Origin of the sequence: Dyadobacter endophyticus (genome assembly GCF_014641595.1) — a bacterium.
In the GTDB taxonomy this organism is placed as follows: domain Bacteria; phylum Bacteroidota; class Bacteroidia; order Cytophagales; family Spirosomataceae; genus Dyadobacter; species Dyadobacter endophyticus.
Genome location: NZ_BMIA01000003.1, coordinates 787712 through 802300, shown reverse-complemented (window position 1 = coordinate 802300; position 14589 = coordinate 787712). Strand labels below are relative to the sequence as shown.

The following is a 14589-nucleotide window of genomic DNA, read 5'->3' as shown; positions in this document are numbered from 1 at the left end:
TTTTGTCTCAAAAGAGTGACATGAGTGGATTGTTTCGGACAAAATGGCAAGAAATCAATGGCTTTTCTTCTCGATCTTCTTGTGGATTTCGAGCGTTTCGGCCAGGGCCGCCGATCCGTACCACATCAGCAATTCCATGTCCAGCAACTTAGCCTGCACAGCCGGATCGCTTTCTACCAGCTTTTTACCCTCCTCGATCGAATCGGCGTTGAGGATGAAAATGCCACGGTATTTATCGTTTTTAAAGAATGGACCAGCTACGACCAACTTTCCTGATTCCGCCAGACGGTTGATATTCTGCATATGACCGGCAAAGGCACTGTCCGACTTGCTTTTGGGGACGTTCGTCGCGCTTCCGGTTTTGAGGAAAACCATTACATATTTTTTCATGCCATACTCATCCGCGCCGAGCTTTTTGGCGAGCGTCGAATCGTAAACGGCATTGTTGGATTGAGAATATCCGAGATTTGGGACGATGACTGAGGCGAAAAGCACGAGTGTGATGTACAGGGATTTCATAGTCAGTCGATTTAGAGGTTAATGGTTAAAAGTATTGATTTTTGACTTAAAAGAATGCATAAAACGCAAGAAGCTGCACGGGCGATCCTGTGCAGCTTCTTGCGTTTAGTTTTCCAACTAATATCAGATATCCATTTGCGTTTTGAGCAGATCCTCCATCGTCTCGCGGCGCCTTACAAGTTTTGCCTGACCGTTGTCGATCAGCACTTCAGCCGGACGGAAACGGGCATTGTAGTTCGAGCTCATCGTCAACCCATACGCACCCGCATTCAGGAACGCGAGTATATCGCCCTTGCGTACCTCCGGAAGTTCGCGGTCGGTGGCAAATGTGTCGGTTTCACAAATGTATCCCACCACATTATAATGCTTTGGCTCACCTTTCGGGTTAGAAATATTGAGGATATGGTGGTAAGAGCCGTACATCATCGGGCGGATGAGGTGGTTAAGGCCCGAATCCACGTGTACGAAATTACGCGCCGGATCTTCTTTCACCACATTGGTTGTAACAAAAAGAAAACCCGATTCGCTTACCAGAAACTTGCCCGGTTCGAACCAGAGCTGCAACTCGCGGCCATATTCCTGGCAAAAAGTCTGAAAGCGCTTGGAAATTTTTTTACCTAGCAAATCCATATCCGTAATGGCATCGCCCGGCAGGTAGGAAACCTTGAACCCGCCGCCCAAATCGACTACTTGCAGATCTGGGAAATGCTTTGCGGTTTCGAAAAGGATATCGGCCACTTTCAAGAAAGGCTCGGCGTCCTTAATATCGGAGCCGGTGTGCTGGTGCAAGCCGATTATTTTAATATCATATTTTTTGATCACTTCCAGGATCTGATCCAAAAGCAATACCGAAATTCCGAATTTGGAATCTGCATGCGCAGTCATGATCTTGGTATGCCCGCCGGCAGCCACATTGGGCTTGATGCGGATCATGCAGGGCTTGCTATTGCCATATGTCTGGCCAAACCATTCGAGCAACGGAAGGCTGTCGACATTCACAATAGCTCCTGCTTCGACGGCTTGGCGTACTTCTTCAAAATCCACGCCGCTAGGTGTAAATGTGATCTGGCTGGCATCATAACCTGCCAGTTTGCCCATTTCAAATTCTCCTGGAGATACCACATCCAGCTCTACGCCGATTTCCCGCATCAGCTTCAACACAGCCAGGTTGGTATTGGCTTTGCAGGCATATTTGATCTTCATATTCACGCCCGCAAAAGCGTGTTGAAGCTCCGCGGCCTTCCGGCGAATGGTCGCACCGTCGTACACGTACAACGGACTTCCGTATTGATTGATTAACTGAGTAGGGTCGATGCCCTGAATGGAATATGGATAATGGTCCGAGAGTTGCATTGGGAAATAGGGGATTGCGCATCGGCGCCGGAATGATTAACTACAGTATTTGTCGAGGTAAACAGCCATTTCCTTTTGGAGTGCGAAGGCCTCCTGTTTGGCTTTTTCAGCGAAATCGGTGCCGTTGCCGGCGTAGATAATGCTCCGCGACGCATTTACGAGCAGTCCGCAGCTTTTGTTCATACCAAACTTTGAAACCTCTTCGAGATTACCGCCCTGGGCGCCTACGCCGGGCACGAGCAGGAAGTGATCCGGGATAATGGTGCGTATCTTCTCGAAATCGGATGCCTGCGTGGCGCCTACGACATACATCATACGCTCCGACCCCGCCCACGTTTGCGAGGTACGCAATACATTTTCATATAATGTGGCGCCTTCCACATCGAGCCGCTGGAAATCCGCGCTGCCCGGGTTGGAGGTCAATGCCAGCAATATCACCCATTTACCTTCGAATGCGAGGAATGGCGTCACCGAATCGCTGCCCATATACGGCGCAACGGTGATGGAATCGAAGTCGAGGCCGGACGAGGCCGGATCGAAGAATGCCCGGGCGTACAAGCCGGAGGTATTTCCGATATCACCGCGTTTGGCATCCGCAATCGTGAAATGGCTTTTGGGAATGTATTCGACAGTCTTTTGAAGGCTTTCCCAGCCTTTTGGCCCTAAGGCTTCGTAAAAGGCGATATTCGGTTTGTAGGAAACACAGTAATCGGCTGTGGCGTCGATGATCTGCTTATTAAATTCAAAAATCGGATCGTCGGTTTTCAACAAATGCGCCGGGATTTTCTGGATATCGGTGTCCAAACCCACACACAAATAGGACCTTTTAGTCGAAATTTGCTGGAAGAGCTCTTGATAAGTCATGATTTTGTAAATATTGCGACGAAATTACAACCTCTTCCAATAGATTCATAAATTTGCGGCAACATTAAACTTTGCTCCAACCAACACATCACGACTATATGCAGATTCGAAAAACTTCCATTGCCGATCTAGTTGAAATTTTACCCAGGGTCTTCGGTGACGACCGCGGGATGTTCTTTGAATCGTATAATGAGGAGATATTTTCCAAACTCGGCCTGCCTGTGAACTTTGTTCAGGACAATCAGTCGTTTTCAAAAAAGGGGGTGGTCAGAGGTCTGCATTTCCAGAATGCGCCTTTCGCGCAAGGCAAGCTGGTCCGCGTGATCTCGGGCAGAGTGCTGGACGTGGCGGTAGATATCCGCCCCGATTCGCCGACTTTCGGAAAGCACGAAGTCTTCGAATTAAGCGGAGAGCAAAACAACATCGCCTACATTCCGGAGGGTTTTGCGCACGGGTTTGTGGCTTTGGAAGACTCGATTTTTAGCTATAAATGCACCAATCTATATAATAAAGCATCTGAATCGGGCATTCTGTGGAACGATCCGGATTTGAATATCGACTGGGGGATTACCGACCCGATCGTTTCGGAAAAAGACCTGATCCTGCCTACTTTTCGCGCACTTTTCGGGGAATTGACTAAATAAACTTACTTTTCAAAAAGCTCTTCCATGGCTTTGGTAGCTACTTTCCGGGCTGAATGCGAATTCTGTCCGGTGATAAGCCTTTCGTCCATCTCTATGAATTCCACAAAAGGGATCATGGCTTTGGTATAATGCGCACCGCGTTCTTTCAATTTATCTTCGAGGTAAAAGGGGACTTCACTAACAAAGCTTACCAGTGCTTCTTCGACATTCGAATAACCGGTTACGTATTTGTCCCGGATCAATGACGTGCCGTCCGAAAGCCTGATATTGAGCAATGCGCAAACGCCGTGGGCTATGGCAGTGACCATACCGTTTTTTTCATAAATGGCTTTTGCCAGATTTTGTAGTTCGGTATTTTCCGGGAAGTCCCACATTGCGCCATGGCCGCCTGCGAAATAGATCAGCCGGTAATCGTTCGGAACAACGTCCGATGGTTTGAACGAGTTTTGCAGCTTTTCCCGGAATGAAGTCTCCTCCCAATACCGGGCGTTACATTCGTCTTTGAGGTCGAGGCTCCGTTCGTCTACCGGTATGGCGCCGCCAAGCGGACTCACGAAATCCATGATAATGCGTCTTTTGGCCAACACATCATAAAAGTGCGTCAACTCATTCAGCCAGAGACCTGTTTTGGAGGTTTTGGCCGGGTATGTTTCATGGTTGGTGCAAACGATCAGGACTTTCATAGCTGTACATGGAAATGACTCCGGGAAATATAACATAAACCCCGGAAGTTTCCATTAAGAAAGCATTGTGCTTAATTCAGCAGCTGATTTTTGTAAGCGAATGCAACAGCCGCCGCAGTGCTTTTGGTACCTGTTTTTTCAAGAACCCGCAACCGGTGCCCTTCGACCGTTCGTACGCTGATGAATAGCTTGTCGCCGATTTCGGTGGTTGAAAGTCCGTCGCAAATTAATTGCAGCACTTCTTTCTCGCGCGACGAGAGCGCTACATTACACGCGTTCGGGAAAAACGGATGCTTGTTGACCTGCCGGTTCACCATTTTGCGGTGCATGGCCTTAGAAACGAAGTCGTTGTAGTAGAAACCTTCTTCGTGAACTCTTCTGATTGCTTTCTCGACCTCGTCGGGACTGGTATCTTTTAACAGATAGCCCTGTACGCCCTTTTCAAGCATGTGGATCACAAACCTGTCCTCATTATACATTGAGACGACGATGATCTTGATGTTCGGAAAGCGTTCGAATGCGGCTTCTGTGGCTTGAATGCCGTCCATGACCGGCATTTGCAGGTCCATGAAAACGATGTCGGGCGTGTTGGCCGGCAGGCGGTCCAGCAGTTCCTGGCCGTTGCCGGCTTCCAGTATAAATTCGAAGTCGGGAATGCCGCTCAGCATGGAGATAAACCCCTTTCTGAATAGTTCGTGGTCGTCGGCGATTCCTAGTTTAAGGGTGCTCATAGCATTAAATATTCACTCGTTCCCGGCGGAATGGATGTAATGGTTCAGGTTTATTACCGGATGCCGGGTTCACCGGAATCCTCGCGATGGCACTGGAACCGCCCTTGGCCGGCTGTTCGTACTGGACCGTTCCATTTACAATGGCCAACCGGCTTTCAATTCCAAGCAAACCTAGCCCAGCCAGGTTGCTTTCTTTTATTTTTTCAGGGTCGAAACCGACCCCATTGTCGGTTACCCGCAAACCTATCATTTCTTCGTCGATTTCCAGCGCAATATCGATTTTTGTGCAACTCGCATGCTTGATCGCGTTGTTGACGAGCTCCTGCATAATGCGGTAAAGCGTCAGTTCCAGTTTCTGGCCCTGACGCGGAAATTCTTCGGTATTCGATTGGAAGGCTATGACCAGGTTATTGTCTTCTTCCAGTTTATGTATAAATTCTTCGATCGCCTCCATCAGCCCGAACCGTTCCAGGGTAGTCGGCACGAGGTCACGCGTAATGCGTCGCACATGCAGGATCGTTTCCTCCACGAGCGACTGCGATTTTTTCATAATGCTCTCTTCCTTCTCGTCTCCCGAATTTCCTACTAATTTACTCAATTGGTTGAGACTTAACTTAGTAAGTGACAGCATTGTGCCAATATCATCATGCAGATCCTGGGCAATCCGTCGCCGTTCTGTTTCCTCTGAATTGAGCGCGGTATCCAGGAGCAGGCGGTTGTAGTTTTTCTCGATGTCGCTGATCCTCTTCTCTTCCTCGAACCTTCGCTTTTGGTAATACATTACAAAGGCAATCATGCAGAACGCCATGGCAAGCATAGCCAGCGAAGCTATTAAAAGTGCCCATTTTAGTTCCTCACTGTTTTGCATAATTCTTTGGTGGGTAATGATAAATGCCTATGCTGAAAAGCAGGGCGCAGATAATTTCGAAAATACTCGGGATGACTTCTGTGATCCCAAGATCCATCGTATTGTTCCAGGTGTATGCATAATGGATGACCGGTGCAATGAATATCAGACTCGAATAATAAAGCAACAGTCCCGAACAGATCCAAAAAAACGGGAATGTCAGTAAATTGGGTATTTGAAGGGATTTGATAATTTCATAAAAATAAAGCAGGATCAATAAGATCATTAGAACGCCTTCAACGGTTTTGGAATATAGCACAACCCTGTGTTCCCGCATGTTATGAAGATCTTCGTTTGAGTTGACCAAATCCCAGGCACAAAAAAAGAAAAGTCCTATCATGGACGCTATCAAAAATCGCTTCTGTGGCCTCTCTGCAAATTTGAAATAAAACATCCCGCCAAGTAGTGCGTAGAAAAGCGGGATGCTCAGGTTATAAAATATGATATTGTTCGTCCTGTTCGCCGCAAAATGAAGCATCGCAAGGTCGATTATAAACTTCGCCACCAGGTAGCAGAAAAGCAGTCTTAATGACTGGTCCAAAAATGCTCTTCTTACAATAGTGAGTGTTAGTGGTAAAACTGTGACAAATACTGCAATAGAAGAAATAGGATTATTGACAATATAAGCAAAGTAGCTATCGAACATACATTAATCGATTAACGATCTTTCGTCTTTAACATTGGCGTGGGCAAAGCGGTCCGCCTGTCATAGCTTCGCCGCTTGCCGGCATATCTTTCAGTCCGCCCAATTGAGCAGTTCTGATAATGTCCTTGCCATCGGCGTCAACAGGTACCAACACGAGCCTTGGCGTCGGTTTCTTTGATTTTTTTGCCTTGCTATCGTCATCTTCTTCCTCGTCTCTCAAACCGTAATAGACTCTGAATCCCACACAGTTGTCGCCGTGCAACTTCATCAGTTCGTTAAAAGTGTGAATGCCGAAAAACTCCGCCTTTACGTAGTTTTCGCCTTTCTCGGTGAAGTAACGCTCTTTCTTTTGATGTGGAATAGTAAGTTCCTGGGCCTCCGACGCTGAAATCAGCCGCCCTTCCTGACCTGTAAATCTCTTGCTGTCCATAGTTTTAGTTAAAATGTAACAATTAAGCAATGTAAATGTAAAAAGGCAGCCAGCGAAGGACAAGCCAACCATTTGCAATTGATTTAACGGTTGTAGGTAACTAATTGTTAATCAGCAGAATTTGTTCCAGTGAGTTAAAAATCACGTAATTTTACGCATAGTTTGCGGGCAATTTTACGATGCAGCACTTGTAGCTCTACCCGTGCCAAAAATCAGGGTTTTTCACGCTAAAATGCTTGTGTAGAGACCTGTACATTTGTAAAGCGTTAGGGAAGTCTTTTCAAAAGCTTTCTCATCAAGATTAAAGGGTTAGGTTATATTCGAAAGCCGCGAGGGAATGTCCTTCGCGGCTTTTTTGATTCTTTATCTGCATTGCCGATTTTTGGCATTTAAAGCGAGTACCCATATGAAACCAACCATAGAAATCGAGTATTGCCCCAAATGTGGCTGGCTGCTCCGGGCGGCCTGGATGGCGCAGGAACTGCTTACCACTTTTACGGATGACCTCCATGCCGTCCAGTTGAAACCATCGGAGGTAGCCGGACGATACCTCATAACATTAGGAGATGAGTTGCTGTGGGATAGGAAGCGCGAAGGCCATTTTCCCGAACCGAAGGAAATCAAGCAGCGGGTAAGGGATATTATCGTACCGGACCGTAATCTGGGGCATAGTGACCGATGAGAAGTTAGGTAGCGATTTGTGCCATTTTGACGCACTGGAGTAGGTTTGACTGTAATTTTGGCACTATTAAATTTCGGCTTTTCAACGTGGTAAGGAAAATACCCCGTTTTAGTCTAATTGCTGATTTTTAGCACATAAGCGCTTCCCGACAGCATAAACCAGTGCAGTTTTTGGATGGAAAGCGATCTTTGGCACGCAGTTTTTCGTTAATACATAAAACTTGTGAACCTAAAACGCGATAGCTATGGAAAGCAAACTAAAAATACCACGGGAGATGTTGATGAACATAGATTTTATCAACACGGTAAACGGTGGAATGAGCGAGCCCTCTATCAAGCTTGACAAAGGGTCGGACGGTTTCGAGGTAGTTGTGAAAATTCCAGGCATCGAGGTTGAGGATCTGCAATTGGAAGTTGTGAAAGGTAAGAGAAACTCAAATAACTTAAAGCTTTTCCACTTACTGCCTATATTTTCACAGGAAAATTTGTCCGACGAAGAGCAGTGGAAGACAATCCGTTTCATTAATACTTTCGTCATCCCGGACGGAGTGGATATAGATAATATATCGGCAAGATATGACGACGACCATCGTCAGTTGGTACTGTTTCTCCCTTTTGGGGATGAGCAGGGGGACTATCACCGCAAGGTAGATATCGAACGTTGGTAGAATTTAAGGATTAATAAAAGGGAAAACCCGGCAACCAGCCGGGTTTTTTATTGCCCAGGGAGTGTTTTAGGTCGGTTTTTGAGTAATTGGAGGAAGTAATAGAATGTGAGTTTGGTATTAATCCGTGCGTAGTTTGTACGGTTCTAATAGATTGCATTAAGATTGAGTAAAGATTCTACACTTTTTTAAAAAAGGAATTTCATATCTGTATCTTGCATTATAATCCCACAGTGCTCCTCATTCTCAACGTTTATGAAGAAGTCTAATATTTTCGCTTTCATTGAATTGACCAAGCTGGTTGAAGAGCTCAAAGTAGACCAGTCCAAACTCAGGCAGAAACTGAAATCTCAGTCGGCCTACTTTAATATTATTGAACCCAGGTATTTTTCGGAAGGGCTGATCGGCGAGTGGGAGAGTATCCTTAGCGTGATCAAGCAGAAAGGTGCCAAAGTCAATGAAGAGGGCAGGGTCGTTTCGAATGCGGTAAGCAACACAATTGATCATCTCACCGATAACGAGTGTCAGTTATTGGTGGAGCGGGTCCATTCGATCTACGATTCGGTGCGTAAGGAGTTTCAATAAAAGAAAGGGGCCCTGCAAAGGTTTGATAACGCTTGCAGGGCCGGTACATTAGTTGACGGTTCCGCCGTTCCAGACATCCTTCCCTGGCTGAACGAAAGCCAGGCTGCCATCCCGGTCTTCGGCCATCAGGATCATTCCGTGGCTCTCCATTCCCATCATCTTTCTCGGCGCCAGGTTTGCGAGGTACAGCACCTTTTTGCCGATTACTTCTTCCGCTTTGAAATGCTCTGAAATACCACTCAGCACAGTGCGCTGCTCTGAGCCGATATCGATCAGCAACTTCAACAGCTTCTTGCTTTTTGGTACATTTTCAGCTTCAAGGATGGTCGCAATGCGGATATCCATTTTCGAGAAGTCGTCATATTGGATTTCAGGTTTGACAGGAAGCACAGTTTTGCCTTCCAGCTCATTCAGGCGCTTGGCATCATGCAGTTTCTGAACCTGCTTTTCGATCACGCTGTCTTCTATTTTTTCAAAAAGCAGTTTTCCTTCCAACACGGGCTGGCCAGGTGTAAGCAGGTCGGCATTGCCTGCGTCTTGCCAGGTTTTGCCCGAAAGACCGAGTTGTTCCTGGATTTTAGCCGTTGTAAATGGCAATACGGGCTCAGAAACAATGGAAAGGGACGCCGAGATTTGTAAGGCGATATTCAAAATAGTGCTCACACGCTCAGGATCGGTTTTGATCACATGCCATGGTTGGGTGTCTGCCAGGTATTTATTCCCTGTTCTTGCCAGATCCATAATGAGCGCCAGCGCCTCGCGGAAGCGGTAGTTTTCCATAGAATCGGCTATTTTTCCGGGGAACTTGGCCAGCTCGTCGAGCGCGTTGCGATCGATTTCCTGCAATTCGCCGCGTTGTGGTACTTTCCCTTCGCAGAATTTTTGCGTCAGCACCACCGCACGGTTGATGAAGTTGCCGTAAATGCCAACCAATTCACTGTTATTGCGGGTCTGGAAGTCTTTCCAGGTAAATTCGCTGTCTTTGGTTTCGGGGGCGTTCGCCGTGAGTACGTAGCGAAGCACATCCTGCTTGTCGGGCAGTTCTTCGAGGTATTCGTGCAGCCATACCGCCCAGTTGCGTGAGGTCGAAATTTTGTCGCCTTCGAGGTTCATGAACTCATTGGCAGGTACATTATCGGCGAGAATGTAGTTGCCCTCGGCCATCAGCATTGCCGGGAAAATGATGCAATGGAAAACGATATTGTCTTTTCCAATGAAGTGTACCAGCTTTGTTTGGCCTTCGGATATGTCTTTCACGGGCTGCCACCATTTTTTCCAGCCCTCATCCGAGCCGTTTTTTTGGATAAGCCAGTCCTTGGTCGCCGAAATGTAGCCGATCGGCGCTTCAAACCACACATATAGTACTTTGCCATCAGTGTCTTCGACGGGTACTTTAATGCCCCAGTCGAGGTCGCGCGTCATGGCGCGGGGTTTGAGGCCGTCTTTCAGCCACGACTGGCATTGCCCGAACACGTTCGTCTTCCATTCGGAATGGCCGTTGACGTACGCTTCGATGTCCGGCTGCATTTTGTCGAGCGGCAGATACCAGTTTTTGGTTGCCTTCAACACAGGTTTCGCGCCTGAGAGCGTCGAGCGCGGGTCTTTCAATTCCAGCGGGCTCAGTGTAGAGCCGCAGCGTTCGCATTGGTCTCCGTATGCGTTGGGGTTTGCACAAACCGGGCAGGTCCCTACAATGTACCGGTCGGCAAGAAATTGCTGGGCAGTTTCGTCATAGTATTGCTCGGTTGTTTCTTCTATGAATACCTTTTTGTCATACAAATCCCTGAAAATCTCGCGGGAAGTTTCGTGATGAATAGGCTTGCTGGTGCGTGAATAGACGTCGAAGGAAATACCCAGCGATTTGAAGGATGTATCAATTTGCTCGTAATATTTGTCCACCACCTGTTGCGGTGTGAGGCCTTCTTTTTTCGCGCGAATGGTAATAGGTACGCCGTGCTCGTCGGTGCCGCTGATGAACGCCACTTCCTTGCCGGACGACCGGAGATAGCGAACGTATATATCAGCCGGTACGTAGCATCCAGCCAAATGGCCGATGTGGATCGGGCCGTTGGCGTAGATCAGCGCTGCTGTGACGGTATATCTTTCAGGATTTGAAATCGGCATTTGTAATCAGGGATTTGGTTCAATCATCGGAGCATCGCTGTGCTCCCCGGTGTGGCCGGAGCGCAAAATTAGTAAAAAGGCTTGCAATGGTGTGACAAACTACTTTTTTACTGCGAACTTTGGCCCAAACAATTTGTTTTGTTCAAATGAAAGTTCTCATTACCGGAGCGACGGGGTTGGTAGGCAGTGCTGTGGCCAAAAAATTCCTGTCGGAAAATCATGAAGTGTTTGCCCTTGTGCGTCCGGGAGCGGACAAGCGCCTGCTTGCGGACGAGCACCCGAAGTTGACCTGGGTGGAAGGCGATATCCTCGACCTGCTTTTGCTCGAAAAAGTAATCGAACAGGTTGATTATGTGGTACACACCGCAGCCGTGGTGTCGTTCGTGCCGCGCGACCGGAAAATGATGTACAAAGTGAATGCGGAAGGTACTGCCAACGTGGTAAATGTTTGTTTGAAATACAAAACACAAAAGCTCGTGCATGTTAGCAGCATCGCTGCTATCGGCCGCCCCGATAAGCGTAAACAAGGCGGCGGACAGGCCGTAGTACTGAATGAGGAGCAACGTTGGGAAGATTCTCCCGAAAACTCGGAATATGCCAAAACGAAGCACATGGCCGAGCTGGAAGTATGGCGCGGCATTGCAGAAGGGCTCAATGCAGTGATTGTGAACCCGACGCTCATTCTGGGCGAGGGTGACTGGGAGAAGAGCAGTACGCAGATTTTCAGGTACATATACAGAGAAAAGCCCTTTTATACCGAAGGCATCGCGAACGTCGTGGATGTGAAGGATGTAGCAGAGATCGTATACCGTTTGGCGGGCGCTGCCATTGCCGGCGAGCGATTCCTGCTCAATGCGGGGAGCATTTCCTATCATAATTTGTTCGATATGATAGCGGACAAAATGAACCGTAAAAGACCCTCCTTCAAGGTCGGTCCGGGATTGGCGGGGGTGATCTGGCGGGTAGAGGCAGTACGGACCTGGTTATTGGGCACAAAGCCTTTGATTACCAGGGAAACGGCACAATCTGCGGCCAGGAAAATTACTTACGACAATGCCAAAGTCAGGCAAGCATTAGATTTTCAATTTCAGTCTATTGAGGAAACGGTGTCCCGCATTAGTGAAAGTTTGATCAGGAGGATTTGAAATCCGGGGAATTATTTTATAACTTTCTTTCATTAATAGTGGTACGTTTGCCCTCGATTCTAACCTAGCGGTTCGTATGATGGAGAAAAATTTCGGTGAAAGGAAGGATTATATGAAGGAGACACTACTCAGGTTCGAAAGAATGCTGAAAACCAGCGAGCCGGTCTTTTTCGATTTGGATACTTACGAAAAGGTTACAGTACATTACATTGAAAAAGGGGATTGGGAAAAAGCTTTTAAAGCTTGTGAGATGGGCCTTTCGGACTACCCCTATTCGCTCGACCTGCTACTCAGCATGGTGCAGCTGCACGCCAACCGCGGCGAGCACGAATTGGCCCTCGAAATATTGGAGCGTGCCTCACTGTTTCATCCCGGCGACATCGAAATTTCTTTCATGCAAGTGGCGGTAGCCAATATGATGGGAGAATACGAAGAGGCGATTGAAATCCTCGAAAACCTGCTGGGCAGGGTGGAGGACCGCGATGAAATCTATTTCCAGATCGGGCAGACTTACCAGAACTGGGGTAAATACGAGGATGCGATCAGGTACTACAAACGGTCGCTCCGCAATAATCTGAACAACGAGAATGCGCTTTACGAACTGGCCCACTGCCTCGATCTGGTAGGGCAGCTGGAAAGCCATTTGGAATATTACAATGATCTGGTCGATCGTGACCCGTTCTCGCACCATGCCTGGTATAATCTCGGTATTGCATTCAGCAAGCTGGAACGCCACGAGGACGCAGTGCACGCGTACGAGTACGCGACGCTGATCAAGGACGATTTTGCATCTGCTTTTTTCCAGTTGGGAAACTCCTACATGAACCTGGAAAAGTATGAAGATGCCAAAGTGCAATATCTCCGGGCGATCGAGCTCGAAGGAGATCAGCCCGAAACATGCTGCTGCCTGGGTACTTGTTACGAGAAATTGGGTGAATTTGAAACAGCCATTAAATACTACCGCCAAACTGTAAAGCTGGATAGCCAGTGGGACGACGGCTGGTACGGCCTCGGAATCTGTTTCAGCGAACTCGGTCGCTGGTATGAAGCCGTTGGGTTTCTGAGAAAGGCGATCCAGATCACAGAATTGAACCCGGATTATTGGCTGGCTTTGGCAGAAACCGAATTCAAAGTGGGTAATGTCGTTTCGGCATTCGAAGCATTTGAAAAAGCAGCGGAAATAGAACCTTCCAACCCGGATATCTGGTTGAAATGGTCGTATGTGCTGTTCGAGCAGGGGAATTATGCCCGTGCTTGCGACCTGCTGCAAGCGGCGATCGATGAAATGTCCGAAGAAGCGGATCTGTATTACCGCATGACAGTTTATCAAATCCACGCAGGACAATATCGCGAAGCATTGGTGAACCTTGAAATAGGGCTGACACTGGATTATGAAGGACACGAGCAGCTTTTTGATTTCTTCCCTGATCTGGAAAAACAAAAAGCATTGTATCGCATTATCGAACAATACCGGGAAAAATAGTTAACGCAAGCTTTCGTAGAGCCGGATAAGCTGAGCGGCAATTTGCTCGCCCGCAAATTGTTTGACATGCTTCCTGCCCGCGTCTGATAAAGTATTCCGAAGATGAACATCAGTGACCAGTTTTTGTAGCTGTTCGCTGATGTTTTCTGTTTGATAGGGATCCGCATAAAGCCCGCCGGGTCCGCCGGCTTCTTCCAGACAAGATCCCTTTGCAGCTAATACGGGCGTGCCACTGTGCAACGCTTCCACAATTGGGATACCAAAACCTTCATAAATGGAAATGTAGGCGAACACCTCCGCTGCCTGGTACAATGCGGGCAAATGCGGTGTCGACACATTATGCAGCAAAAGCACCCTATCTTCCAGTTTCAAGCGCTGAATGGTTTCCGTGATTTTCTGCAAATAGGCGGTTGGTTTTCCAACCAGTACCAGTTTGAAATCATGGTTTTTTAATTGGGCAAATGCTTCGACAAGCCGGTGCTGGTTTTTGCGTTCCTCCAAAGTGCCTACACAAAGAACAAATGGTCCTTCGATGCCATATTCAGTGCAAATGCGACTCCTTTCTTCCGTGGCAAGCTGCTTTTGGAATACCGGGTTACAATCCTGATAAATTACCTCAATTTTAGATTCGTCCACACTATACAACTCGATCAAATCCCGGCGTGTCTGATCGCTCACCGCCACTACGGCGCCTGCTCGTTTGCAGGCGGATTTGAATTTGTGGCGGTAAATGGCACGGTCGATGGGTTTGAAAAGATATGGTAGCCGTTCGAAAATCAGGTCGTGGATAGTTACCACCGAGCGTATACCAGCCTGTTGCAAGCCTTGCGGGATTTCGTTGCTGAGGCCGTGGTAAACGTCGATATTTTCCTCGCGCAGTTGATCCGTAATTCGTGTGTAGCGCCAATAGGCGGAAAGCTTCTGATCAATGAAGCCTTTCGGATAATGAATTGACTCGGATGGAAATCCGTCGAACAGATGCCGGTTATTTTTAGGGGTGTAGGCAAGGTACTCGTGGGCCGGTTCATGCACCATTAATGCGTCGAGAACGAAGCGGCTGTAATTTCCCAGACCTGTTTTATTGGCAAACGCTCTTTTGGCGTCGAATCCGATGCGCATAATGTGTAAC

The 14589-nt window shown here is 47.7% G+C and carries 16 protein-coding genes; 6 read left to right on the top strand and 10 right to left on the bottom strand.

Annotated elements, in window-relative coordinates; all coding sequences use genetic code 11:
* Nucleotides 1–54: 54 nt before the first annotated feature.
* From IEY24_RS23140 to pyrF, 3 genes are all read right to left on the bottom strand, one after another.
* Complete coding sequence (locus IEY24_RS23140) at nucleotides 55–519, bottom strand: YciI family protein (protein ID WP_188936508.1); 465 nt, start codon at nucleotides 517–519, stop codon at nucleotides 55–57.
* 123 nt (nucleotides 520–642) lie between these two features.
* Complete coding sequence (gene lysA, locus IEY24_RS23135) at nucleotides 643–1872, bottom strand: diaminopimelate decarboxylase (protein WP_188936506.1); 1230 nt, start codon at nucleotides 1870–1872, stop codon at nucleotides 643–645.
* A 36-nt stretch (nucleotides 1873–1908) separates the two neighbouring features.
* Entirely contained in the window at nucleotides 1909–2736 is an 828-nt protein-coding gene (gene pyrF / locus IEY24_RS23130; protein WP_188936504.1) for an orotidine-5'-phosphate decarboxylase, read from the bottom strand.
* A gap of 98 nt (nucleotides 2737–2834) precedes the next feature.
* Between pyrF and rfbC the strand changes: the two genes are divergently transcribed.
* The gene (gene rfbC, locus IEY24_RS23125) at nucleotides 2835–3380 is read left to right on the top strand and encodes a dTDP-4-dehydrorhamnose 3,5-epimerase (RefSeq protein ID WP_188936502.1); all 546 of its coding nucleotides are present in this window, start codon (nucleotides 2835–2837) and stop codon (nucleotides 3378–3380) included.
* Nucleotides 3381–3382: 2 nt separating this feature from the next.
* Here rfbC and IEY24_RS23120 read toward each other — a convergent pair whose 3' ends face one another.
* From IEY24_RS23120 to IEY24_RS23100, 5 genes are all read right to left on the bottom strand, one after another.
* Complete coding sequence (locus tag IEY24_RS23120; RefSeq protein ID WP_188936499.1) at nucleotides 3383–4063, bottom strand: type 1 glutamine amidotransferase domain-containing protein; 681 nt, start codon at nucleotides 4061–4063, stop codon at nucleotides 3383–3385.
* A gap of 71 nt (nucleotides 4064–4134) precedes the next feature.
* A complete protein-coding gene (locus IEY24_RS23115) occupies nucleotides 4135–4794 on the bottom strand; it encodes a response regulator transcription factor (protein WP_188936497.1) in 660 nt (219 codons plus the stop codon).
* Between the two features lie 4 nt (nucleotides 4795–4798).
* Nucleotides 4799–5662 (bottom strand): sensor histidine kinase, encoded by an 864-nt coding sequence (locus tag IEY24_RS23110; protein WP_229222914.1) that lies wholly within the window; start codon nucleotides 5660–5662, stop codon nucleotides 4799–4801.
* On the bottom strand, nucleotides 5649–6347 hold the full coding sequence (locus IEY24_RS23105) for a hypothetical protein (protein WP_188936495.1): 699 nt from the start codon (nucleotides 6345–6347) through the stop codon (nucleotides 5649–5651). The genes IEY24_RS23110 and IEY24_RS23105 overlap by 14 nt, the downstream gene beginning before the upstream one ends.
* Before the next feature lie 28 nt (nucleotides 6348–6375).
* Entirely contained in the window at nucleotides 6376–6777 is a 402-nt protein-coding gene (locus IEY24_RS23100) for a hypothetical protein (protein WP_188936492.1), read from the bottom strand.
* Between the two features lie 406 nt (nucleotides 6778–7183).
* Here IEY24_RS23100 and IEY24_RS23095 point away from each other — a divergent pair, with 406 nt between their 5' ends.
* The 3 genes from IEY24_RS23095 to IEY24_RS23085 all read left to right on the top strand — a co-directional run bounded on the left by IEY24_RS23095 (nucleotide 7184) and on the right by IEY24_RS23085 (nucleotide 8708).
* Complete coding sequence (locus tag IEY24_RS23095) at nucleotides 7184–7459, top strand: Rdx family protein (RefSeq protein ID WP_188936490.1); 276 nt, start codon at nucleotides 7184–7186, stop codon at nucleotides 7457–7459.
* Between the two features lie 244 nt (nucleotides 7460–7703).
* On the top strand, nucleotides 7704–8126 hold the full coding sequence (locus tag IEY24_RS23090; protein ID WP_188936483.1) for an Hsp20/alpha crystallin family protein: 423 nt from the start codon (nucleotides 7704–7706) through the stop codon (nucleotides 8124–8126).
* A 252-nt stretch (nucleotides 8127–8378) separates the two neighbouring features.
* On the top strand, nucleotides 8379–8708 hold the full coding sequence (locus IEY24_RS23085) for a hypothetical protein (RefSeq protein ID WP_188936481.1): 330 nt from the start codon (nucleotides 8379–8381) through the stop codon (nucleotides 8706–8708).
* A 48-nt stretch (nucleotides 8709–8756) separates the two neighbouring features.
* Here IEY24_RS23085 and metG read toward each other — a convergent pair whose 3' ends face one another.
* Entirely contained in the window at nucleotides 8757–10832 is a 2076-nt protein-coding gene (gene metG, locus IEY24_RS23080) for a methionine--tRNA ligase (RefSeq protein WP_188936479.1), read from the bottom strand.
* Between the two features lie 146 nt (nucleotides 10833–10978).
* On the opposite strand from metG, the gene IEY24_RS23075 reads away from it, so the two are divergent.
* Together IEY24_RS23075 and IEY24_RS23070 are read left to right on the top strand one after the other, a co-directional pair.
* Nucleotides 10979–11977: an NAD-dependent epimerase/dehydratase family protein gene (locus tag IEY24_RS23075; RefSeq protein WP_188936470.1), complete on the top strand. Its 999-nt coding sequence runs from the start codon at nucleotides 10979–10981 to the stop codon at nucleotides 11975–11977.
* Nucleotides 11978–12053: 76 nt separating this feature from the next.
* Nucleotides 12054–13460, top strand: a complete 1407-nt coding sequence (locus IEY24_RS23070; protein ID WP_188936468.1) for a tetratricopeptide repeat protein — start codon at nucleotides 12054–12056, stop codon at nucleotides 13458–13460.
* On the opposite strand, the gene IEY24_RS23065 is transcribed toward IEY24_RS23070, so the two are convergent.
* The gene (locus tag IEY24_RS23065) at nucleotides 13461–14579 is read right to left on the bottom strand and encodes a glycosyltransferase family 4 protein (protein WP_188936466.1); all 1119 of its coding nucleotides are present in this window, start codon (nucleotides 14577–14579) and stop codon (nucleotides 13461–13463) included.
* Nucleotides 14580–14589: the final 10 nt, after the last annotated feature.

Excerpts from the sequence above, each read along its gene's own strand:
- IEY24_RS23140 (WP_188936508.1), bottom strand. The coding sequence starts at position 519 with ATGAAATCCCTGTACATCACACTCGTGCTTTTCGCCTCAGTCATCGTC.
- lysA (WP_188936506.1), bottom strand. The coding sequence starts at position 1,872 with ATGCAACTCTCGGACCATTATCCATATTCCATTCAGGGCATCGACCCT.
- pyrF (WP_188936504.1), bottom strand. The coding sequence starts at position 2,736 with ATGACTTATCAAGAGCTCTTCCAGCAAATTTCGACTAAAAGGTCCTAT.
- rfbC (WP_188936502.1), top strand. The coding sequence starts at position 2,835 with ATGCAGATTCGAAAAACTTCCATTGCCGATCTAGTTGAAATTTTACCC.
- IEY24_RS23120 (WP_188936499.1), bottom strand. The coding sequence starts at position 4,063 with ATGAAAGTCCTGATCGTTTGCACCAACCATGAAACATACCCGGCCAAA.
- IEY24_RS23115 (WP_188936497.1), bottom strand. The coding sequence starts at position 4,794 with ATGAGCACCCTTAAACTAGGAATCGCCGACGACCACGAACTATTCAGA.
- IEY24_RS23110 (WP_229222914.1), bottom strand. The coding sequence starts at position 5,662 with ATGCAAAACAGTGAGGAACTAAAATGGGCACTTTTAATAGCTTCGCTG.
- IEY24_RS23105 (WP_188936495.1), bottom strand. The coding sequence starts at position 6,347 with ATGTTCGATAGCTACTTTGCTTATATTGTCAATAATCCTATTTCTTCT.
- IEY24_RS23100 (WP_188936492.1), bottom strand. The coding sequence starts at position 6,777 with ATGGACAGCAAGAGATTTACAGGTCAGGAAGGGCGGCTGATTTCAGCG.
- IEY24_RS23095 (WP_188936490.1), top strand. The coding sequence starts at position 7,184 with ATGAAACCAACCATAGAAATCGAGTATTGCCCCAAATGTGGCTGGCTG.
- IEY24_RS23090 (WP_188936483.1), top strand. The coding sequence starts at position 7,704 with ATGGAAAGCAAACTAAAAATACCACGGGAGATGTTGATGAACATAGAT.
- IEY24_RS23085 (WP_188936481.1), top strand. The coding sequence starts at position 8,379 with ATGAAGAAGTCTAATATTTTCGCTTTCATTGAATTGACCAAGCTGGTT.
- metG (WP_188936479.1), bottom strand. The coding sequence starts at position 10,832 with ATGCCGATTTCAAATCCTGAAAGATATACCGTCACAGCAGCGCTGATC.
- IEY24_RS23075 (WP_188936470.1), top strand. The coding sequence starts at position 10,979 with ATGAAAGTTCTCATTACCGGAGCGACGGGGTTGGTAGGCAGTGCTGTG.
- IEY24_RS23070 (WP_188936468.1), top strand. The coding sequence starts at position 12,054 with ATGATGGAGAAAAATTTCGGTGAAAGGAAGGATTATATGAAGGAGACA.
- IEY24_RS23065 (WP_188936466.1), bottom strand. The coding sequence starts at position 14,579 with ATGCGCATCGGATTCGACGCCAAAAGAGCGTTTGCCAATAAAACAGGT.